The following is a 20881-nucleotide window of genomic DNA, read 5'->3' on the forward strand; positions in this document are numbered from 1 at the left end:
GCGGCGGCCGGGCTCAGATCCAGCCGTGCTCGCGGGCGATCCGCACCGCCGCGTGCCGGTTCTCCGCGCCCAGCTTGCCGGCCGCCGAGGACAGGTAGTTGCGGACGGTGCCCTGGGAGAGCGAGGCCCGCTCGGCGATCTCGGCGATCGAGGTGCCGTCGGCGGCCAGTTCCAGGACGTCCGTCTCGCGCGGGGTCAGCGGGGTCTCCCCGGTGCTGATCGCGTCCGCCGCCAGCTCCGGGTCCACGTACCGGCCGCCGGAGCGCACGGTGCGGATGATGCCCGCCAGGTCGGCGGCCGAGACGGTCTTCGGCAGGAAGCCGCGCACCCCGACCTCCAGCGCCCGCTTCAGGTAGCCGGGGCGGCCGTGGCCGGTGACGATCATGCAGCGGCAGTCCGGCAGCAGCCGGCGCAGCTCGGCGGCCACCTCGATGCCGTCCTTGCCCGGCATCTGCAGGTCCAGCACCGCGACGTCCGGCCGGTGCGCCCGCGCCATCGCCAGCGCCTCCGGCCCGGAGCCGGCCTGCGCGACCACGTCGAGGTCGTCCTCCAGCGAGAGCAGCGCGGCCAGCGCGCCCCGGATCAGGTGCTCGTCGTCGGCGAGCAGGACGCGGACGGGTGCGGTGGGGTCGGTCATCACGGGGCCTCTCCGGGGCGCAGCGGGACGGTGGCGAGGAGCCGGAAGACGCCCCCCTCGGCGGGCGTGACGGTCAGCTCGCCGTCGTGGGCGGCGAGCCGCTCGCGCAGCCCGTTCAGCCCGGTGCCGCCGCCCTGGGAGGGGAGCGGCACGGCGGGCACCCCGTCATTCTCCAGCTCCAGCACCGCGTGGCCGTCCTCCCGGCTCAGCCGGATCAGGCAGCGGCCGGCCTCGCTGTGCCGGAGCACGTTGGTGGTGGCCTCGCGGATCACCCAGCCGAACACCGACTGGACCCTCGGCGGCAGCTCGTCGGCCTGCTCGCCGAGGTCGATCTCGCAGGCGACGTCGGCGGAGCGCAGCACGGCGCGGGCGCCGATCGCCTCGGCGTGCAGGTCGGCCGTGCGGTAGCCGCGGATGACGTCGCGGACCTCGCGCTGCGACTCCTGGGCGATCTTCTGCACCTCGGCCATCTGCTCGGCGGCCTCCGGCCGGCCCCGGCGGGCGAGCTGGACGGCGAGTTCGCTCTTCAGCGCGATGGTGGTGAGGTTGCGGCCCATCACGTCGTGCAGGTCGCGGGAGAAGCGCAGCCGCTCCTCGGCGACGGCCAGCCGGGACTGCGCCTCGCGGGCGCCGTCCAGCTCCCAGACGATGGCGGTCAGCCAGGCGAAGCTGCGGCAGCTGGCGCTCAGGACGACCGTGCCGATGATCGCGCCCACCAGCCATCCCGCCGTGGTGGAGGGGGCGACTCCCGCCAGCAGTAGCGCGGGGGTGATCAGGAGCAGCAGGCCGGGCCCGGCCGCCCAGACCCACGACAGCGGCAGGCCGACGCTCAGCGGGCCGACCGCGGACCCCGCCAGGGCGGCGGCGATCACCGCGGTGAACGGCGGACCGTGGGGGTTCGCGTCTCCTCCGGAGGACGGGCCGAGCAGCAGGAGGGCCCAGGATCCGCTCACCGTGAGCACCGTGTTGACGATCAGCCAGCGCCGGTGATCGGTGGGCCGTTTCAGGTAGTGGTCGAGCGAGGTGCGGTACGCCCGGAGGGTCACCAGGACCGAGGCCAGGGTGAGCACCAGGGCGACCCGGAGGACGGTCTCCGAACCCGGTCGGCTCGCGGAGGCGGCACTGGCCAGCAGGCTGATCGGCAGTGTGAAGAACGCCATCAGGTAGAGCGACCAGCGGAAGTACAGTTCGGCGCGCTGCGGCTTTCCGTAGCCCTTCCAGCGGCGGATCGGCCCCCGGACCATCGACTTGCCCCCCGCTCGATCATGGTCGTGTCGCAGCCTTCCTATCAGAGGTGGACAGCGGGGACTCCTTCGGACCCATCGGAGCGTCAGCGGCGGGGTTCCCAGCGGAAGTACCGCACCGCGCCCCAGACCGCCAGGCCCAGCCAGACCGCGCCGGTGACCAGGTGCGGGGCGGCGGCGCCCCAGGAGCCGACGAAGCCGGTGGCGGCGGCCGAGCCGTCGGTGCCGAACCAGCCGACCCGGACCAGCTGGAAGGCCGGGGTGGTCGGCAGCAGGCGGAAGGCGTCGGCGAGCTGCGCGGGCATCACCTCCAGCGGGATGAACAGTCCGGAGCCGAACTGCATGATCAGCATGACCGGCAGGGTGGTGATGCCGGCGCTCTCCACGGTCTTGGTGAAGGCGCTGGACAGCGCGGCCAAGGCGATCATGGTGGCCAGCACCAGCACCAGGCCGACCAGCACCAGCAGCGGGTTGACCGGCACCGCCAGGTGCAGGCCGACGCTGCCGCCGACCCCGATCACGGCGGCCATCAGCAGCCCGAGCGCGAGCGAGGGGACGGCGGTGCCGAGCATGATCTCGATGTCCCGGGCCTCGCCGGTGCGCAGCCGCTTGAGGACCAGCTCGCCGCGCCGGGCGACGTAGGCGGCGGTCAGGTTGTAGTAGACGACGAAGGCCAGGATCATCCCCACCGCGCCGTAGACCAGCAGCGAGTCGACGTCCAGCCCGGGGTTGGACTCGGCCTGCTGGGCGAGGACGCCCCGCAGGGAGAAGACCAGCAGCAGCGGCAGTACCAGCGCGGTGAACAGCGCGGTGCGGTTGCGCAGCAGCAGGGTGGCCTCGGCCCGGCCCAGGGCGAGCAGCCGGCGTGTGGCGGTGCTCTGCGGGCCGGTGGCGGCGGTGGCGGCGGTGGCGGTGGTGGCGGCGGCGGTGGTCATCGGGCGGATCCGATCAGGCGGCGGCGGGCGGTACGGGTGGGGGCGGCGGGGCCCTGCGGCGGGGCCTGGTGGGCCGCCTCGGAGGCGATGGCGAGGAAGGCCTCCTCCAGCGAGGCGCTGCGGGCGTCCAGGGCGCCGAGCGCGATGCCGTGGTGGTGGGCCCAGCCGAGCAGGTCGTGGAGGGTCCGCTGGAGCTCGGCGGTCTGCACGGTGACCTTGCGGCCGTCGGCGGTGACCTCCGCCCCGGCCAGCAGCGGGAGCGAGGCCCCGGTGAACTCGGGCAGCTCGAAGGCGATCCGGGACGGCCGTCCGGCGATGACCTCGGCGACGGTGCCGGTGGTGACGACCTGCCCGCCGTGCATGATGGCCAGCCGGTCGGCCAGCTCCTCGGCCTCCTCCAGGTAGTGCGTGGTGAGCAGCACGGTGGTGCCCTGGGAGCGCAGTTCGCGGACCAGCCGCCAGACGGCGGCCCGCGCCTCGGGGTCGAGGCCGGTGCTGGGCTCGTCCAGGAACAGCACCTCCGGGCGGCCGAGCAGGGCCATCGCGAGGTCGAGCCGGCGCCGTTCGCCGCCGGACAACTGCTTGACCCGGACGTCGCGGCGGTGGGCGAGGCCGACCAGTTCCAGCGCCTCCTCGACCGGGCGGGCGCCGCTGCTCAGCCCGGACCAGACGCGGCCGGTCTCGGCGGCGGTGAGGTCCCCGGAGAAGCCGCCCTCCTGGAGCATGATGCCGATCCGCGGCCGGACGGCGGCGCGCTCCAGGTGGGGGTCGTGGCCGAGTACCCGGACGGTGCCGCCGCTGGGGGCGGCCAGGCCCTCGATGAGCTCCATGGTGGAGGTCTTGCCGGCCCCGTTGGTGCCGAGCAGGGCGAACAGCTCACCGCGGCCGACGGTCAGGTCGACGCCGCGGACGGCGTGGTAGCCGGTGGCGCCGGTGCCGTAGTGGCGGTGCAGGTCGGTGACCTCGATCACGCTGTCGCTGGGCCCGGAGGGGCGGCTCGTTTCCATGCCCCAAGCCTTCCGCCGCCCGGAGCGGGCGGGCAGTGCACGCCGTCATGACATCGCGGTGGGGATCCACGGGTCGGCGATGACAAATGTCACGGGAGATCGCGCGGGAATGCCGAAGGGCCCCCTCGATCGAGGGGGCCCTTCTTTCTGAGCGGACGACGAGATTCGAACTCGCGACCCTCACCTTGGCAAGGTGATGCTCTACCAACTGAGCCACGTCCGCAGGTCAAACTATTGAGTTGTGCTGTGCTCGCGCACTGCGAGCGGACGACGAGATTCGAACTCGCGACCCTCACCTTGGCAAGGTGATGCTCTACCAACTGAGCCACGTCCGCACGGTGCCTGGTGGGGCACCGGCCGCCTCTTCGGATCTCTCCGTTGCGGCGACGAGGAATACTCTACAGCATCGTTCGGGGTGGTCGCCCCACCCTTTCGGTCCAGGGCGGGCGGGGCGACCTGGGGCGGTGCCCCGGGCGGGTCAGTTCGCCTCGGCGAACGCCTCGTACACGTGCTTGGGGATGCGGCCGCGGGCCGGCAGTTCCATGCCGCGGGACAGTGCCCAGGCGCGGACGGCGGCCGGGTCCGGGGTGAGCGCGGTGCGGCGGAAGGACTTTCCGGTGCGGCTCTGGCGACGGCCGGCGGCGACGAACGGGGCGAGGGCCTCGCGCAGCTTTTCCGCGTTGTCCACGGACAGGTCGATCTCGTACGACTTCCCGTCGACGCCGAAGTGGACGGTTTCCGCGGCGGCGCCGCCGTCCAGGTCGTCGGAGAGCGTGACAACTACACGCTGAGCCATGGGCGTCAATCCTCTCGGCAATTCGGCCACCGGTCCGCGGGGTACGCCCCGGGGCCTGATGTGCACCAACTCGCGCAAGCGCATACGGGCAGGCCCGGTGGCCCGCCTGATACGCAGCACTTGTCGCGACAGGTGGCCCTATTCTGCACCCGAAGGGGGTCGAAATCGAAGAGTCCGGCATTCTTTTCCGGATATTCACGTGTCTTCGCGGGACTGCCGGATACCGATGAGCGGGACGGGCGGTTCTGTCCCCAAGTGCCGTATTCGGGTGTTCTCCGGGGGGTGCCGTTCGGGGTGCCGAATCCGTGGAAACCGACCGCCCCGGACGGGGGGTCGGGGGGCCGGATCCCTTGCGGCGTAAGGGTCCCGGGTCTACGCGCGTCGCTATCCCCGGCCAGCAATCCTGCCCGAAACCACCGGTAGTCTGGAGTTCCCCCGCCTCACCGAAGACACCACCGGGAGTGCCAGTGGCACGCGTCGTAGTCGACGTCATGCTCAAGCCGGAGATCCTCGACCCCCAGGGACAGGCGGTGCAGCGTGCACTGCCCCGTCTCGGATTCACCGGGATCGCCGACGTCCGCCAGGGCAAGCGTTTCGAGCTGGATGTGGAGGGCCCGGTCGACGACGCGGCGCTCGCCCGTATCCGCGAAGCCGCCGAGACCTTTCTCGCCAACACCGTGATCGAGGACTTCACCGTCCGGGTCGAGGAGGAGGGCAAGTGACCACCCGCGTAGGCGTCGTCACTTTCCCCGGCTCGCTCGACGACCGCGACGCCCAGCGGGCGGTCCGCCTCGCCGGCGCCGAGCCGGTCGCCCTCTGGCACCGTGACAAGGATCTCCACCAGGTCGACGCCGTCGTCCTGCCGGGCGGATTCAGTTACGGCGACTATCTGCGCTGCGGTGCGATCTCCCGCTTCTCCCCGGTGATGGAGACGGTCATCGAGCAGGCGAAGCTCGGAATGCCGGTGCTCGGTATCTGCAACGGCTTCCAGGTGCTCTGCGAATCCCACCTGCTGCCCGGTGCGCTCACCCGCAACGACTCGCTGCACTTCATCTGCCGCGACCAGAAGCTGCGCATCGAGAACGCCGGCACCGCCTGGACCCGCGATTACGCGGCCGGCCAGGAAATCGTCGTGCCGCTGAAGAACGGCGAGGGCCGCTTCGTCGCCGACGAGCACGTCCTGGACGAGCTGGAGGCGGAGGGCCGGGTGGTCGCCCGTTACCTGGACGTCAACCCGAACGGTTCGTACCGCGACATCGCCGGCATCACCAACGCCGCCGGCAACGTCGTCGGCCTGATGCCGCACCCGGAGCACGCCGTGGAGCCGCTCACCGGTCCGACCACCGAGGGCCTGGGCTTCTTCACTTCCGTCCTGAAGCAGCTGGTGAACGCCTGATGAGCCTCGACACCGTCAAGAACGCCGAGCAGACCCCGGACGCCGCCCAGCCCTGGGCCGAACTCGGCCTCAAGGAGGACGAGTACGCGCGCATCCGGGAGATCCTCGGTCGCCGCCCCACCGGCGCCGAGCTCGCGATGTACTCCGTCATGTGGTCGGAGCACTGTTCGTACAAGAGCAGCAAGGTCCACCTGAAGCAGTTCGGCGAGAAGAAGCCCGATTCGGACGCGATGCTCGTCGGCATCGGCGAGAACGCCGGTGTGGTCGACGTCGGCCAGGGTTACGCGGTCACCTTCAAGGTCGAGTCGCACAACCACCCGTCGTACATCGAGCCCTACCAGGGCGCGGCCACCGGCATCGGCGGCATCGTGCGCGACATCCTCGCGATGGGCGCCCGCCCGGTCGCCGTGATGGACCCGCTGCGCTTCGGTGCGGCCGACCACCCGGACACCCGGCGCGTGCTGCCCGGGATCGTCGCGGGCATCGGCGGCTACGGCAACTGCCTGGGCCTGCCGAACATCGGCGGCGAGGTCGTCTTCGACTCCTGCTACCAGGGCAACCCGCTGGTCAACGCGCTCTGCGTGGGCGTCATGAAGCACGAGGACATCCACCTCGCGCAGGCCTCCGGCGCCGGCAACAAGGTCATCCTGTACGGCGCCCGCACCGGCGGCGACGGCATCGGCGGCGTCTCGGTGCTGGCCTCCGAGACCTTCGACGACACCAAGCCGGCCAAGCGCCCGGCGGTCCAGGTCGGCGACCCGTTCCAGGAGAAGCTCCTGATCGAGTGCACCCTGGAGATCTTCGGCGAGAAGCTCGTCAAGGGCATCCAGGACCTCGGCGGCGCCGGTCTGTCCTGCGCCACCAGCGAGCTCGCCTCGGCCGGCTCCGGCGGCATGCGGATCGAGCTCGACACCGTGCACCTGCGCGACCACACGCTCTCGCCCGAGGAGATCCTCATGAGCGAGTCGCAGGAGCGCATGTGCGCGATCGTGGAGCCGGACAAGGTCGACCGCTTCCTGGAGATCTGCGAGAAGTGGGACGTCATCGCCAACGTCATCGGTGAGGTGACCGACGGCGAGCGCCTGGAGATCTACTGGCACGGCGAGCTCGTGGTGGACGTCCCGCCGCGCACCGTCGCCCACGAGGGCCCGACCTACCAGCGTCCGTACGCCCGCCCGAGCTGGCAGGACGCGCTGCAGGCCGACGCCCCCACCGCCGAGCGGCTGGCCCGCCCGACCACCGGCGAGGGCCTCAAGGCCGACCTGCTGAAGGTCGCGAGCCACCCGAACCAGGCCTCCAAGTCCTGGATCACCGACCAGTACGACCGCTACGTGCTCGGCAACACCGTGCTCTCGCACGGCGAGGACTCGGGCATGATCCGGATCGACGACGAGACCAACCTCGGCGTCTCGGTCGCCACCGACGGCAACGGCCGCTTCGCCAAGCTGGACCCGTACACCGGCGCCCAGCTGGCCCTGGCCGAGGCGTACCGCAACGTCGCGGCCGGCGGCGCCAAGCCGCTCGCCGTCTCCGACTGCCTCAACTTCGGCTCCCCCGAGGACCCGGACGTGATGTGGCAGTTCGCCGAGGCGACCCGCGGCCTGGCCGACGCCTGCCTGGTGCTCGGCACCCCGGTCACCGGCGGCAACGTCTCGCTGTACAACCAGACCGGCGAGGTCGCCATCCACCCGACCCCGGTGGTCGCGGTGCTCGGCGTCATCGACGACGTCACCCGGCGCACCCCGGTCGCCTTCGCCGAGGAGGGGCAGCTGCTCTACCTGCTCGGCGACACGGCGGACGAGCTCGGCGGCTCGGCCTGGTCCCAGGCGGTCCACGACCACCTCGGCGGCCTGCCGCCCAAGGTCGACCTGGAGCGCGAGCGGCTGCTCGGCGAGATCCTGATCTCCGCCTCGCGCGACGGCATGATCGACGCCGCGCACGACCTGTCCGACGGCGGCCTCGGCCAGGCGCTCGTGGAGAGCTGCCTCAAGGGCGGCCACGGCGCGCGGATCGTCGTGCCCGAGGGCATCGACCCGTTCGTCCTCCTGTTCTCGGAGTCGGCCGGTCGCGCCGTCGTGGCGGTACCGCGCAGCGAGGAGCTCCGGTTCAACGACATGTGCACCGCGCGTGGCCTGCCGGCCACCCGGATCGGTGTCGTGGACGGCGACAGCATCGACGTCCAGGGGCAGTTCAGCGTGACGCTGGCCGAGCTGAAGGACGCCCACACCGGTGTCATCGAGGCCCTGCTGGCCTGACGCACCCGTCCTGAGGGGCGGTCGGCTCTGGGAGCCGACCGCCCCTCGGCGTATCTTGGGCCCATGCCTGCCAAGTCCCGTACGTACCAGCCGCAGAAGGTCCGCGCCGCGCTGGCCGCACAGACCGGGGCGCTGCGCTCGGCCGTGAACGGCCTCACCGCGGAGCAGCTGGACCTGCCGACCAGGCTTGGGGAGTGGACGGTCCGGGACCTTCTCGCGCACCTCGCCGTCCAACTCGACTTCGTACCGGCACACCTGGACGATCCGCTCCAGGGCCGGCCGACCCTGGACCTGTCGGGGTGGGCGGCGGCGGTCGGCACCGTCGCGGCACTCCTGGACGAGCAGGCCAAGGAGCGGGCTGCGGCGGACTTCGGCGGGGACCCGCCCTCGGTGTCGGTCGCCTTCGGGCGTGCCGCGGACGCGCTGACCGGAATGCTGGAAAGGCCCGAAGTCGCCGATCCGGCAAGGCGGTTCGAGATCCGGCTCGGCTCGATGACGCTCACCGACATGCTGGTGACCCGGCTGGTGGAGACTGTCGTGCACGCCGACGACCTGGCCGACGCGCTCGGCCTGGACGCCTTCCCGCACGACCGGCAGGCCCTCGCCGCCGTCTCCCGGATGCTGGCCGACGCCTTCGCCGACCGCGCCCCGGGCGGGGCGGTCGAGCTGCGGATCCCGCCGTACGCCGTGGTGCAGGCCGTCGAGGGCCCCCGGCACACCCGCGGCACCCCGCCCAACGTGGTCGAGACCGACCCGCTGACCTGGATCCGGCTCGCCACCGGCCGCACCGCGTGGGCCGCCGCGGTGGACGCCGCCGCGCTGTCGGCCTCGGGTGAACGCAGCGACCTGAGCGGGTACTTGCCGGTGCTCGGCTGATCCGTCCGGCGCGGATGTCGACGGGTGTTCACCCCCGCGCCGGGACCGCCGGGGTCAGGGCACCGACGGCCCGCTCAGGTACGTCCCGTCCGCCGAGTACGGCCAGGCGTTGGGGGTGCAGCCCTTGAGGCCGTAGATCTGCTGCATCATCGCGGGCGCGGGCTTGCCCGGCGCGGGGCAGGTCTCGTGGCCGTGGCCGATCCGGTGGCCGACCTCGTGGTTGATGATCAGTGCCCGGTAGTCGTCGATCGGTCCGCTGAACTGCGGTGAACCGGTGTTCCAGCGCTTGGAGTTGACGAGCACCTGGTCGCCGACGTTGCAGTTGACCTCGCCGTGGGTGTCCAGGCCGGAGGCGCCGCAGATCCGGTCCACGGTGGCGGGCGAGGCGATCTTCACGGTGAAGTTGTACGGGCCGCTCGCGACCAGCTGGAAGCCGTTCTTGCGGTCGGTGGTCCAGCCGCGCGGGTCGCCGAGGATGCCGTGGATCTGGGCGGCGGCGGCCGAGGCGTCGATGCCGATGCCGTCCTCGACCTCGACCCGGTAGCGGCGCACGTTGCCGCGGCCGACCGGCTTGGCGTTGGCCGGGGCGATGGTGAAGGTGCCCGCGCCCTTGGTGGGGCCGGCGTCCGGCTCGGTGGCCGTGGGCGTCGGGGTCGGCGTCGGGGTGGGCGCGGCGGAGGGCGTGGGCGCCGGGGTCGGTGCCGCCGCGGGCGCCGCCTCGGCGGGCGGGATGGCCCGGGCCTGGGTGGCGGGAGTGGCGGTCGGCGTGCCGGAGGTCCGGTTCAGCAGGAGCACCGAGGCGCCCAGCACCAGGACGGACAGCACCAGCGCCGTGAGCATGCCAGGGCCGACCCTGCGACGTGGCCGGCGGCGTCTCCGGCCGCCCTTGCGGTTCGGGGCGGCTCGCCTACTGGCGGGTCGGGATTCGGGCACGAGCGTCACCATGACATGGCGAACGGGTGAATGTCCATGTACCCGGTATGCAGATCACGTGCCGGGGTTCCCGCACGGGCCCGACTTCAAACCATCAAGGTCCGGGTGACGGGCAGTCCCAGCGAGCGGACCAGGTCCTGCAGTTCGCGTCGGTACAGCCGGTCCGGGTGGTGCGCCTGGGGGCCCAGGTGGCCGTGCAGCTCCAGTGCGACCGGGCCGTGCATCCGCCCCCAGATCCGCAGCGCCAGGGCCACGGCGGCCGGCGGCAGGTCCGGGTCCTGCGCGCGGACCTTGGCGGTGAAGTCCTCCGAGAAGTCGCTCCACCGCGCCGACGGGTCGTCCTGGAGGTCCCGGGCGGTCGGCCAGGCGGCCGCGATCAGGCCGACCAGTCCCAGGCAGGCGCGCTTCGCCGCCTCCGGGGCCGGGCCTCCCTCGGGCGGCCGGTAGCCGGACACCGGATCGCCGTGGATCAGCCGGAAGCCCTGCGGATTGGCCAGCGACCAGGTGCGCAGCGCCTCGCCCCAGGCGGTGATCCGGCCGCCGGGGTCGTCCTCGGGCACGGCGTCCCGGGCGGCCTCCAGGGCGTCCACCAGTGCGGTGTAGACGTCGCCGATCAGCTCGGAGATCAGGTCGTCCCGGGTGTCGAAGTAGCTGTAGATGGCGCTGCCGCTCATGTCCATCTCGCGGGCGATGGCGCGCAGCGAGATCGCGTCCGCGCCCTGCTCGGCCATGTGCTCCAGGGCGATCCGCTTGATCTCCGCGGTGGTCTGCGCCCGCAGCCGGGCCCGTCGGCCGGGTTTCCGATCTTCCACGCTTGACATCGTACAGAGCTGAATTAGAGTTCGGTGCGCGAAAACAGAACGGTGCACGGAAAACGAGCGCCGAACGAACCGGTGGAACGAACGAGCCGGACGAACGAGGGGGCGGAAGCCATGGAGAGCACGGCGGTGCTGTTCGACGAGATCGGCGGACCGGAGGTCCTGCGACTGGAGGAGGTCACGCTGGCGGACCCGGGCCCGGGGGAGGCGCTGGTCCGGATCGACGCGATCGGGCTGAACCGGGCGGAGGCGCTGTTCCGCTCCGGCGGCTACTGGTACGACGCGACCCTCCCGGGCTCCCGGCTCGGCGGCGAGGCGGCCGGAGAAGTGATCGCCGTCGGCCCCGGCGTGACGGACGTCGCGCCCGGCGACGCGGTCTGCGTCCTGGCGGTCGGCACCGGGATGTCCGGCTCCGGCGTGTACGGCGACCACGCGGTGGTGCCCGCGACCACCCTGCTCCCCCGGCCGGCCGACCTGGACGCGGTCACCGGCGCGGCCGTCTGGCTGTCCTACCTGACCGCCTACGGCGCGCTGGTCGAGACGGGTCGGATGGTTCCCGGCGACGTGGTGGTGATCACCGCCGCTTCCAGCAGCGTCGGCGTCGCCGCGGTCCAGATCGTCGCGGCGCTCGGCGGCGTCCCGGTCGCGGTGACCAGGTCGGCGGCCAAGGAGGCCCAGCTGAGGGAGGCCGGCGCGGCGCACGTGGTGGTCGCGGACGGCGGCCCCGACGTGGTGGCGAAGGTCGAGGCGGTGACCGGGGAGGCGGGCGCGCGGATCGTCCTCGACCCGGTGGGCGGCCCGGGCCTGGCGGACCTCGCCGGGCTGGTCGCACCCGGCGGCACCCTGATCGTGTACGGCTGGCTCGACTCCCGGCCCACGCCGCTGCCGATGCGCTGGCCGCTGAACGTCTGCGGCTACGCGGTGGCCGGGCTGGTCGGCGACCCGGAGGCGCTCCGCCGCGGCCGGTCCTTCGTCCACGCCGGGCTGCGCAACGGCACCCTGAGGCCGCTGATCGACCGCACCTTCGACCTGACGGAGATCGTCGACGCCCACCGGCACATGGAGTCCAACGGCCAGGTCGGCAAGATCGTGGTCACCGTCCGGCACTGACCCTCCGCGCCGGGCACCGATCGCGGTGCGGCGGTTGACCCCTGAGCCTCGGGTGGCAGACTTCAGGGCATGGCGCTTCACAGGAATCTTCTCGACGGTCCCGAACCGACCCTCCTGCCCGAGGAGGAGCGGCCCTACCGGATGCTGGCGGAGGAGTCGGCCTCACCGACCCAGGTGGCCGCCGACTTCCCGGCCTTCTGCCTCGCCTGGGCCATGCTCGCCGACGACGCCTACGCGGCCGGCCGGTACGTCGAGTCGTACGCCTACGCCCGCACCGGCTACCACCGGGGCCTGGACGCGCTGCGGCGCAACGGCTGGAAGGGCCACGGCCCGGTCCCGTGGGAGCACCGCGGCAACCGCGGGTTCCTGCGCTGCCTGGCCGCGCTCGCGCGGGCGGCCGGCGCGATCAAGGAGACCGAGGAGGAGGCCCGCTGCTGGCAGTTCCTGAAGGACAGCAGCGCGGAGGCGTACGCGGAGCTCAAGCAGTAGGAACCCCCGACGTGCGGGTGCCCCCGGCGGTCCTCCGCCGGGGGCACCCCTGTCTCGCACGGCCGTCGCGGTCGCTCGACGCGACCGCCGGGCTCACTTCAGGCGCTTGCCGGCCGAGCGCAGCTGCTCGGCGGCCTCGACCACGCGGGCGGCCATGCCGGCCTCGGCCAGCTTGCCCCAGGTGCGGGGGTCGTAGGTGTTCTTCTTGCCGACCTCGCCGTCGACCTTCAGCACGCCGTCGTAGTTGGCGAACATGTGGCCGGCGACCGGGCGGGTGAAGGCGTACTGGGTGTCGGTGTCCAGGTTCATCTTCACGACGCCGTTCTCCAGCGCGGTGGCGATCTCCTCGGCGGTGGAGCCCGAGCCGCCGTGGAAGACGAAGTCGAACGGGTCGGTCTTGCCGTACTGCTTGCCGATCGCGTCCTGCAGCTCGCGCAGCAGCTCCGGCTTCAGCACGACGTTGCCCGGCTTGTACACGCCGTGCACGTTGCCGAACGAGGCGGCCAGCAGGTAGCGGCCGTTCTCGCCCAGGCCGAGCGCCTCGGCGGTGCGGACGGCGTCGTTGACGGTGGTGTAGAGCTCGTCGTTGATCTCGTGGGTGACGCCGTCCTCCTCGCCACCGGTCGGGGTGATCTCGACCTCGAGGATGATCTTGGCGGCGGCGGCCTGGGCCAGCAGCTCCTGGGCGATGGCCAGGTTGTCGGCGAGGGTCTCGGCGGAGCCGTCCCACATGTGCGACTGGAACAGCGGGTTCTCGCCCTTGGCCACGCGCTCGGCGGAGATCGCCAGCAGCGGGCGGACGTAGCCGTCCAGCTTGTCCTTCGGGCAGTGGTCGGTGTGCAGCGCGACGGTGACGTCGTACTTGGCGGCGACGATGTGGGCGAACTCGGCGAGCGCGACCGCGCCGGTCACCATGTCCTTGTTGTGCTGGCCGCCCAGGAACTCCGCGCCACCGGTCGAGATCTGGATGATGCCGTCGCTCTCGGCCTCGGCGAAACCGCGCAGCGCGGCGTGCAGGGTCTGCGACGAGGTGACGTTGATGGCCGGGTAGGCGAACTTGCCCGCCTTGGCCCGGTCCAGCATCTCGTTGTAGACCTCGGGAGTTGCGATGGGCATGCGATCCGCTCCTGTCGGGTTGCGGCGTACGGACGGTGCTGTCCGACGCTGTGTACGCCTTCTTGACGACTCCGTGCCGGCCCGCCGACGCGCGGCGTTGCGTGGTGGCTCTCCGGCACCAAGGTATCGAGGCGACCTCCGCGGTACGGCCATGAGGGTGGTGGAGCCGCCGCGGACCGGGACGCCTCGGCCATCTTCCCAGACTCGTGCCCGCAGGTCAGCAGGAGCCCGCCAGTCGAAACGCCGCGGCCCGGGGCCGGTGGGGCGGGTGGGACGGCCCTGCCGCGGCCCGGGCACTCCGGCCCGTCCGGGCCGGGGTGCGGGGCCCGCGGCCACCGTGCGCCCGCCCGGTCGCAAGGTACGCCCGCTATCCTGCGCCCGTGGACTACAACCAGCTGGCCGTCAACCTGCTCGACGCCAAATCCCTGATCTCGTCCCTCGGCGCCATCGGGCTGATCGCGATCATCTTCGCGGAGACCGGCCTGCTGGTCGGCTTCTTCTTCCCCGGCGACTCGCTGCTGATCCTCGCGGGCGTCGCCGCCTCGAACGCCGCCTCGTCGGTGCTCGGTGACGGCGCCAAGCTGCCGATCGCGGTCCTGCTCGTCGGCTGCCCGGTCGCGGCGATCGCGGGCGCCCAGCTGGGGCACCTGATCGGTGCCAAGGTCGGGCCGAAGATGTTCGACAAGCCCGAATCGAAGATCTTCCGCCGCGAGTACGTGGTGAAGGCGGAGGAGTACTTCAACAAGTTCGGCTCCGGCAAGGCCGTGGTGCTGGCCCGCTTCATGCCGATCATCCGCACCTTCCTCAACCCGGTCGCCGGCACCCTGGAGATGCCCGCCAGGACGTTCTTCGTGTGGAACGTCGTCGGCGGGGTGCTCTGGACCGAGTCCATGCTGCTGATCGGCTACTTCTTCGGCGACGCGCTGGCCCCGGTGATCGACAAGTACCTGATCCCTGCGGTGCTGCTGATCGTGCTGCTGTCGGTCTCGCCGGTCCTGGTCGAGGTCCTGCGCGAGCGCAGGAAGAAGAAGGCGGGCGGCGCCGAGGGCGTCGACGAGACCCCGGCGCAGGCCGGTGGCGGTCGGCACCGGCGCGGCTGACCCCGTACGCACCGGAGGGCCGGGTCCGTTCCACGTGTTTCACGTGAAACGGATCCGGCCCTCCGCCGTTCACCGGGCGGGTCAGAGACCCAGGTCGTCCAGGGTGTACGCGGTCACGTACTCCAGGCCCTGCTCCGCGACGGCACCCGCGCCGCCGCGCTCCACGATCACCGCGACGCCCACCACGTCGGCGCCCGCCTCGCGCAGCGCCTCGACCGCCTGCAGCACCGAGCCGCCGGTGGTGGAGGTGTCCTCGACCGCCAGCACCCGGCGGCCCTTCACGTCCGGGCCCTCGATCCGCCGCTGCAGACCGTGCGCCTTGCCGGTCTTGCGGACCACGAAGGCGTCCAGCTGCCGCCCGCGCGCGGCGGCGGCGTGCAGCATCGAGGTGGCCACCGGGTCGGCGCCCAGGGTGAGACCGCCGACGGCGTCGTACTCCAGGTGCGAGGTCGCGTCCAGCATCACCCGGCCGACCAGCGGGGCGGCCTCGCCGTCCAGCGTGATCCGGCGCAGGTCGATGTAGTAATCGGCCTCCTTGCCGGAGGAGAGGGTGACCTTGCCGTGCACGACGGCCTTGTCCTTGATCTGCGCCAGCAGGGCGTCGCGGTCGTTGCTCATGAGCGTTCAGTCTAGGCCCTGTGTCGGGCCCGCTGCCTGCACGGCAACCCCCGTGACGCTCCCCGCTACCGCCGTCGGAGGGCCCTGACCAGCACCACGGCACCGCCCAGCAGCGCCACCGAGCCGCCGATCACCCACGGCATCGCGCTGCGGCCGCCGGTGCCCGGCACCACGATCCCGCCGGCCTCGCCACCCCAGCGGGACGCCGCCCGGGCCCGCGCGCTGCGGGCCGGCAGCGCCGGGGCGTACGGGCCGCGCGGCGGGGCGTGGTCCACCTCCTCGGCGGACCGGCCGACGATGCTGCGGCGCACCGGGCCGGAGAGCACCGGTTCCTCCTCGTACGCGAACAGCGGCTCGACGGGGATCTCCTCGGCGACGGCGTCCCGCCCGGCGGAGCCGTCCTCGACGTCGTCCGCCGCCTCGACGTCGTCCCGGTCCTCGTCCCCGGCGCCGTCCCCCGTCCCGTTCCGGTCGTCCACGTCGTCCACGTCGTCCTCGTCGTCATCGGCGGCGGAGCCGATGGGGAGGCCGAAGCGCTCGGCGTCGGCGTCGGAGAAGGCGATCAGGTCGGAGAGGTCGTCGTCCAGGTCGTCGCCGGGCTGGTCCTGGCGGTCCTCGATGAAGACGACCCCGGCGGTCGCCGCCCCGGCGTCCTGGTCCTGCTCGTCGTCCTGCTCGTCCTGCTGCTCGCCCTCGGGGGCGACCAGGGCGGCGGCGAACCTGTCCAGCAGCCGGCGGCCGGTGGCGTCGAGGGTCTCCCCGTCGAACTCGGTCAGCCGACCGGTGGCGCTCAGGTCACCGGTGAAGCGGATCACGGCGGAGCCGTCCTCGGCGCCGGCGGCGACGCTCACCCGGACGGTGGCGGTCGCCTCCCCGCTGCCCCGGGCCTCCTGGCCCTCGGCGAGCACGGTCAGCACGCCCTCACGGCCCTCGATCAGCGACAGCACGCCCTTGTAGGTGATCGTGGAGCCGCCGATCCGCAGCTTCAGCCGCCCGCCGATCTCGTCGGCCGGTCCGCTCCCGACGGCGGCCGGCTCGGTGCTCAGGCCCGGCACACTCCGCGCCAGCAGCGCCGGATCCTGCAAGGCCTGCCGCACCAGCTCGGCGGACATCGGGACGACAACCTCATGCTCCATGCCACGGAGCCTACCGACCCGACCGCGCCCGGTCCCTACCCACCACCACCCGACTTTCCCCACCGCACCCGCCCCACCCCGACACCCCTCGCGCCACCCGCCTCCCGCCCCAGCTCCCGCCCACTTCCCGGCCTCTGCGGCCCATCCGGTGCCCCCGGTCCCGCAGCTCCCCTCGCCCGCCTCCGGGCGCTGCCCGCCCGCCCCGCGGGGCCGCCCTCCGCCGGCGTGCCCCGCCTCGCCACCCGGCCCGGTCCGACGCGGGCCGTGAGCCCCCGGCCCGGCCTCTGCGGCCCATCCGGTACCCCCGGTCCCGCAGCTCCCCTCGCCCGCCTCCGGGCGCTGCCCGCCCACCCCGCCGGGCCGCCCTCCGCCAGTGGGTCAGCGGGGTCCGAGGAGGGTGAGGGCGGCCGGGGGGCGGGTGGGGCGGGCGGCGCCGAGGTGGACGGTGGAGGTGCGGAGGGTGTCGGGGGTGAGGGCGCGGGGTGGTGGGGCGTCGGGGGCGAGGGTGAGCGGCGGGTGCGCGGCGGCGGCGAGGAGGTAGTTCTGGGCGGTGTCGGGCTGTCCGGGGCGGCAGGTGGCGGTGGGGCTGCCCGGGACGGCGTACGGGGCCGTCCGCAGCCCGGCCGTCCGCAGGCCCGACTCGATCTGCCAGAGGCCGTCCGGATCGCTCCCGGCCCGGACGGCGATCCGGCCGCCGGGGGAGAGCAGCCGGGCGGCGAGGCCGTAGAACTCCTGGGAGTGGAACTTGACCGGTCCGCCGTCGGCCGGCGCGGGCAGGTCGGCGAGGACCACGTCGTACGGACCCTCCCCACCGGAGGCGTCCGCGCCGCGCAGCCAGGCCATCGGGTCGGCGGCGGTGGTGCGGACCCTGGGGTCGTCGAGGGAGTGGCCGCCGAGGGCCGCGAGCGCGGGGTCGGTGCGGGCGAGCCGGGGGAGGGCGGGGTCGGCGTCGACCAACCGGACGGAGCGCACGCCCCGGTGCCGCAGCACCTCCCGCAGGGCGAGCCCGTCTCCGCCGCCGAGCAGCAGGACCCGGGTGTCCGGGCCGGCGGCCATGGCCGGGTGGACGAGGCCCTCGCTGGCCCGGTACTCGTCGGGCCCGCAGACGGCGAGCCGCCCGTCCAGGTAGAGCCGGAGCGGGCCCTCGACGGGGCCGGTGAGCACGATCTCCTGGTGGCGGCTGCGGCTGGCGTAGCGGACCTGGTCGCCGTAGAGGGCGTGCCGGGCGGCGCGTTCGACGGCGTCGGAACCGGCCGCGGCCGCGGCGAGTGCGGCGAGGACGAGCAGGCAGCCGCCCCAGAGCAGCCGCCGTATCCGCGGGGCGGGTTCCTCCCGGAAGAGCCAGAGCACCACGGCGGCACCGGCCACGGCGTTGACGGCGCCGGTGAGCAGGGCGCCGTCGCCGGGGCCGAGCGTGGGCAGGATCAGGAACGGGAAGGCGAGGCCGCCGATCAGCGCGCCCACGTAGTCGGCGGCGAACAGGTCGGCCGCGGCGCGTCCGGCGTCCTCGCGGCGGATCCGCTGGATGAGGGTCATCAGCAGGGGGATCTCGGCGCCGATCAGGATCCCGATGAGGCAGGTGAGGCCGACCATGGCGGCCTGGTAGTGGCCGAGCCAGGCCCAGCAGGAGTAGAGGGCGAGGACGGAGAGTCCGCCGGTGAGGGCGAGGGCGCATTCGACCAGGGCGAAGGCGGTGGCGGGCCGGCGGGTGAGCCGCTTGGCGAGCAGGGAGCCGAGGCCCATCGCGAACACCATGACGGAGAGCACGACGGAGGTCTGGGTGACGGTGTCCCCGAGCAGGAAGTCGCCGAGCGCGACGAGTTCGAGTTCGTAGACCAGGCCGCAGGCCGCGCAGACGAAGGCGGCGACCAGGACGGTCAGGCGGGCGAGCCGGGGGCGGGATCGCAGCCGGGATCGACGGCGGGCGGGCAGTGGGGCGAGGCCGTGCCCGGGCCTGGGTGGGGTGCCGTCGTCGAGGTCCACTCGCGGGCGGGCGGGCGGACCGGCCGGATGGTTGATCACGAACAAACGCTAGGGGACGTGCGGGACGGATGGCTGCGTCCATCCGACGGACAGCGGACGACGTCGGATTGACGAATCGTTCCTGCGTGCGATTCACGAGCCTGCGCTGTGCAGCGTACGCCCGGCTCGCTGGGTGTGCCCGGGGCTTCGGCGGTCATGCTCCGGACACTACGAGTGAGGAGCGGGTGCACACCAGTTGGCCCTCCTGCGGGTAGGCGTGCCAGGTCCGCCAGAGCAGGCGGTCGGTGCCGCCCTGGGTCACCAATGCGGTGAAGGCGCTGGGATCGCCCGGGAAGACCCCGGCGAGGCCCCGCGGGTGGCCCTCGACCAGGGCCAGCAGTTCCTGGGCGCGGGCCGCGAAGTCGTGCGGCGGCAGCGCCTCGATCCGGGCGGCGAACTCGTACTCCCAGCCGCCGACCTGTTTGGCGACCCGGGCCGGCAGCGGGGTGCGGCGGCCGGGCAGACAGGCGACGGTCTCCAGGCACTGGCCGGGACCGGCGTCGATCACCACCTGGTGCGAGGCGCCCAGCAGCCGCAGCTGGAGGGTGCCGGTGGGGTGCGGGCCGCCGCCTCCGGCGAGTCTCAGGTCCCGGACCGCGAGAGCGGGCAGCGGCTCGCCGCCGAGGCACCAGGCGAGGTCACCGGCGCGGGTGTCCGTGTAGGAGGTCTGCAGTGTGGTGAGCATGCTCGGCTCCGCTTTTCAGCTCCGTGCGCGCCCACCGAGCAGCAGCGAGTAGGCCTAGGCGATGGCGAGGCTGTTCGTGGCTGTACGGCCCTGGGCGCGGCCGACCGTGGAAGGAAGGATTCCGGCTGGAGATTCAGCAGCAGAGAAGCACGAATACGCCGGGTCCGCCGGTGATTTACCCAACTTTGTCAAGCATTCACCGTTTCGAGCACACCCGCTTCCCGGCTCTGATCGACCCGGTGTGCGAGTCTGCACAGCGCGCGCCCCTGTCGCCGGGTTGTGCGCCGTGCGCGCCGGTCGTGCGCCGTCAGCGCGCATCACGCGCCGCCGCCCTCCTCGCGGGGTGCGGGGAGGGCGGCGGTTCCGTGCCGGAGGGGCTGTCGGATTTGCCTCACTGGCAGTAAGACGGCAGTCCGGGAAGGCGAGTTGATGGTGCATCAGAACAGGTGGTCGGGATCTCCCGCGGCTGTTCGACAGGCGTGAAAGGGGGCGCGCGGCCCCTCACAGGCGCTGCAGACGGGCCACGGCCTCCTGGAGGACGTCGTCCTTTTTGCAGAAAGTGAAGCGGACCAGGCTAAGGCCGGCGTCGACGTCGTCGTAGAACACGGCGTTCGGGATGGCGACCACCCCGCAACGCTCGGGCAGGGCACGGCAGAACGCGATGCCGTCCTTCTCGCCGAGCGGAGTGATGTCGGTGGTGACGAAGTAGGTGCCCTCGGGGGTGAAGGCCCGGAACCCGGCCGCCGCCAGGCCGTCGACCAGCAGGTCGCGCTTGCGCAGCAGGTCCGCGCGGAAGGCGTCGAAGTACGTGTCGGGCAGCCGCAGCGCCTCGGCGACGGCGTACTGGAAGGGTCCGGCGCTCACGTACGTCAGGTACTGCTTGGCGGTGCGCACGGCCGCGACCAGGGCCGGGCTCGCGGTGACCCAGCCGACCTTCCAGCCGGTGAAGGAGAAGGTCTTGCCGGCGGAGGAGATGGAGACGGTGCGCTCGCGCATGCCGGGGAGGGCGACGATCGGGTGGTGGGTGGCGCCGAACACCAGGTGTTCGTAGACCTCGTCGGTGACCACCAGGAGGTCGTGCTCGACGGCGAGTTCGGCGATGACGGCGAGTTCCTCGGCGGTGAGGACGGTGCCGGTGGGGTTGTGCGGGGTGTTGATCAGCAGCAGCCGGGTGCGCGGGGTGATCAGGCCGCGCAGTTCGTCGAGGTCGGGGCGGAAGTCCGGGGCCCGCAGGGTGAGCGGGACGCGGGTGGCGCCGGCCATGGCGATGCAGGCGGCGTAGGAGTCGTAGAAGGGCTCCAGGGCGATGACCTCGTCCCCGGGTTCGAGCAGGGCCAGCAGGGCGGCGGCGATGGCCTCGGTGGCGCCCGCGGTGACCAGGACCTCGGTGTCCGGGTCGTAGCCGAGGCCGTGGAAGCGCTGCTGGTGCTCGGCGATCGCGGTGCGCAGCTCGGGGATGCCGGGGCCGGGCGGGTACTGGTTGCCGCGGCCCTCGCGCAGGGCCCGGACGGCCGCCTCGCGGACCTCCGCGGGCCCGTCGGTGTCGGGGAAGCCCTGGCCGAGGTTGATCGAGCTGGTGGCCGTGGCCAGGGCGGACATCTCGGCGAAGATCGTCGTGCCCATCCCGTCCAGTCGGCGGTTCAGCAGCGGCCTGGTTCCCATTGCGGCTCCTCACACGGGTCGTCGTCGCGCCCATCCTGGGACAGCC

General features: G+C 72.9%; 20 protein-coding genes and 2 tRNA genes. 7 read left to right on the forward strand and 15 right to left on the reverse strand.

The window, feature by feature from the left end; genetic code table 11:
- Positions 1 to 13: 13 nt before the first annotated feature.
- From ACIRD3_RS15860 to ACIRD3_RS15890, 7 genes are all read right to left on the reverse strand, one after another.
- Entirely contained in the window at positions 14 to 637 is a 624-nt protein-coding gene (locus tag ACIRD3_RS15860; RefSeq protein WP_402216176.1) for a response regulator, read from the reverse strand.
- Positions 637 to 1881 carry a sensor histidine kinase gene (locus tag ACIRD3_RS15865; RefSeq protein WP_402216179.1) on the reverse strand — a complete coding sequence of 415 codons (1245 nt, stop codon included), beginning with the start codon at positions 1879 to 1881 and terminating at the stop codon, positions 637 to 639. Before ACIRD3_RS15865 ends, ACIRD3_RS15860 begins: the two co-directional genes overlap by 1 nt.
- Positions 1882 to 1967: 86 nt before the next feature.
- Entirely contained in the window at positions 1968 to 2816 is an 849-nt protein-coding gene (locus tag ACIRD3_RS15870) for an ABC transporter permease (RefSeq protein ID WP_402216182.1), read from the reverse strand.
- Positions 2813 to 3823 (reverse strand): ABC transporter ATP-binding protein, encoded by a 1011-nt coding sequence (locus ACIRD3_RS15875; protein ID WP_402216185.1) that lies wholly within the window; start codon positions 3821 to 3823, stop codon positions 2813 to 2815. The genes ACIRD3_RS15870 and ACIRD3_RS15875 overlap by 4 nt, the downstream gene beginning before the upstream one ends.
- Before the next feature lie 150 nt (positions 3824 to 3973).
- Positions 3974 to 4046, reverse strand: a tRNA-Gly gene (locus tag ACIRD3_RS15880).
- Between the two features lie 39 nt (positions 4047 to 4085).
- A tRNA-Gly gene (locus ACIRD3_RS15885) sits at positions 4086 to 4158 on the reverse strand.
- Positions 4159 to 4301: 143 nt separating this feature from the next.
- Positions 4302 to 4619, reverse strand: coding sequence for an Lsr2 family protein (locus tag ACIRD3_RS15890; RefSeq protein ID WP_030056585.1), 318 nt, complete (start codon positions 4617 to 4619; stop codon positions 4302 to 4304).
- 467 nt (positions 4620 to 5086) lie between these two features.
- Between ACIRD3_RS15890 and purS the strand changes: the two genes are divergently transcribed.
- The 4 genes from purS (at position 5087) to ACIRD3_RS15910 (ending at position 9146) form a co-directional block, all read left to right on the forward strand.
- The gene (gene purS / locus ACIRD3_RS15895; protein WP_049654013.1) at positions 5087 to 5341 is read left to right on the forward strand and encodes a phosphoribosylformylglycinamidine synthase subunit PurS; all 255 of its coding nucleotides are present in this window, start codon (positions 5087 to 5089) and stop codon (positions 5339 to 5341) included.
- Positions 5338 to 6015: a phosphoribosylformylglycinamidine synthase subunit PurQ gene (purQ, locus tag ACIRD3_RS15900; protein ID WP_402216189.1), complete on the forward strand. Its 678-nt coding sequence runs from the start codon at positions 5338 to 5340 to the stop codon at positions 6013 to 6015. The genes purS and purQ overlap by 4 nt, the downstream gene beginning before the upstream one ends.
- Entirely contained in the window at positions 6015 to 8270 is a 2256-nt protein-coding gene (purL, locus tag ACIRD3_RS15905) for a phosphoribosylformylglycinamidine synthase subunit PurL (protein ID WP_402216192.1), read from the forward strand. The genes purQ and purL overlap by 1 nt, the downstream gene beginning before the upstream one ends.
- 63 nt (positions 8271 to 8333) lie before the next feature.
- Positions 8334 to 9146 (forward strand): sterol carrier family protein, encoded by an 813-nt coding sequence (locus tag ACIRD3_RS15910; RefSeq protein ID WP_402216195.1) that lies wholly within the window; start codon positions 8334 to 8336, stop codon positions 9144 to 9146.
- A gap of 54 nt (positions 9147 to 9200) precedes the next feature.
- Here ACIRD3_RS15910 and ACIRD3_RS15915 read toward each other — a convergent pair whose 3' ends face one another.
- Together ACIRD3_RS15915 and ACIRD3_RS15920 are read right to left on the reverse strand one after the other, a co-directional pair.
- On the reverse strand, positions 9201 to 10091 hold the full coding sequence (locus tag ACIRD3_RS15915; RefSeq protein WP_402216198.1) for a DUF3152 domain-containing protein: 891 nt from the start codon (positions 10089 to 10091) through the stop codon (positions 9201 to 9203).
- 74 nt (positions 10092 to 10165) lie between these two features.
- Positions 10166 to 10900, reverse strand: a complete 735-nt coding sequence (locus ACIRD3_RS15920) for a TetR/AcrR family transcriptional regulator (protein ID WP_402216201.1) — start codon at positions 10898 to 10900, stop codon at positions 10166 to 10168.
- A 111-nt stretch (positions 10901 to 11011) separates the two neighbouring features.
- Here ACIRD3_RS15920 and ACIRD3_RS15925 point away from each other — a divergent pair, with 111 nt between their 5' ends.
- Both ACIRD3_RS15925 and ACIRD3_RS15930 read left to right on the forward strand, forming a co-directional pair.
- Positions 11012 to 12007 carry a zinc-dependent alcohol dehydrogenase family protein gene (locus ACIRD3_RS15925; RefSeq protein WP_402216204.1) on the forward strand — a complete coding sequence of 332 codons (996 nt, stop codon included), beginning with the start codon at positions 11012 to 11014 and terminating at the stop codon, positions 12005 to 12007.
- A 69-nt stretch (positions 12008 to 12076) separates the two neighbouring features.
- On the forward strand, positions 12077 to 12496 hold the full coding sequence (locus ACIRD3_RS15930; protein ID WP_402216207.1) for a DUF3151 domain-containing protein: 420 nt from the start codon (positions 12077 to 12079) through the stop codon (positions 12494 to 12496).
- Between the two features lie 93 nt (positions 12497 to 12589).
- Here the strand turns inward: ACIRD3_RS15930 and fbaA are convergent, their stop codons facing one another.
- Positions 12590 to 13612, reverse strand: coding sequence for a class II fructose-bisphosphate aldolase (gene fbaA / locus ACIRD3_RS15935; RefSeq protein ID WP_402216210.1), 1023 nt, complete (start codon positions 13610 to 13612; stop codon positions 12590 to 12592).
- 380 nt (positions 13613 to 13992) lie between these two features.
- Here fbaA and ACIRD3_RS15940 point away from each other — a divergent pair, with 380 nt between their 5' ends.
- On the forward strand, positions 13993 to 14712 hold the full coding sequence (locus tag ACIRD3_RS15940; RefSeq protein ID WP_402216213.1) for a DedA family protein: 720 nt from the start codon (positions 13993 to 13995) through the stop codon (positions 14710 to 14712).
- Between the two features lie 81 nt (positions 14713 to 14793).
- On the opposite strand, the gene pyrE is transcribed toward ACIRD3_RS15940, so the two are convergent.
- The 5 genes from pyrE to ACIRD3_RS15965 form a co-directional block, all read right to left on the reverse strand.
- On the reverse strand, positions 14794 to 15330 hold the full coding sequence (pyrE, locus tag ACIRD3_RS15945) for an orotate phosphoribosyltransferase (RefSeq protein ID WP_402216215.1): 537 nt from the start codon (positions 15328 to 15330) through the stop codon (positions 14794 to 14796).
- Positions 15331 to 15395: 65 nt separating this feature from the next.
- A complete protein-coding gene (locus ACIRD3_RS15950; protein ID WP_402216218.1) occupies positions 15396 to 16466 on the reverse strand; it encodes a hypothetical protein in 1071 nt (356 codons plus the stop codon).
- Between the two features lie 378 nt (positions 16467 to 16844).
- A complete protein-coding gene (locus tag ACIRD3_RS15955; protein WP_402216220.1) occupies positions 16845 to 18488 on the reverse strand; it encodes a polyamine aminopropyltransferase in 1644 nt (547 codons plus the stop codon).
- A gap of 154 nt (positions 18489 to 18642) precedes the next feature.
- Positions 18643 to 19173: a DUF2617 family protein gene (locus ACIRD3_RS15960; protein ID WP_402216223.1), complete on the reverse strand. Its 531-nt coding sequence runs from the start codon at positions 19171 to 19173 to the stop codon at positions 18643 to 18645.
- Between the two features lie 501 nt (positions 19174 to 19674).
- Positions 19675 to 20835 (reverse strand): pyridoxal phosphate-dependent aminotransferase, encoded by a 1161-nt coding sequence (locus tag ACIRD3_RS15965; protein WP_402216226.1) that lies wholly within the window; start codon positions 20833 to 20835, stop codon positions 19675 to 19677.
- Positions 20836 to 20881: the final 46 nt, after the last annotated feature.

Source organism: Kitasatospora sp. NPDC093550 (assembly GCF_044764985.1).
Lineage (GTDB): Bacteria > Actinomycetota > Actinomycetes > Streptomycetales > Streptomycetaceae > Kitasatospora.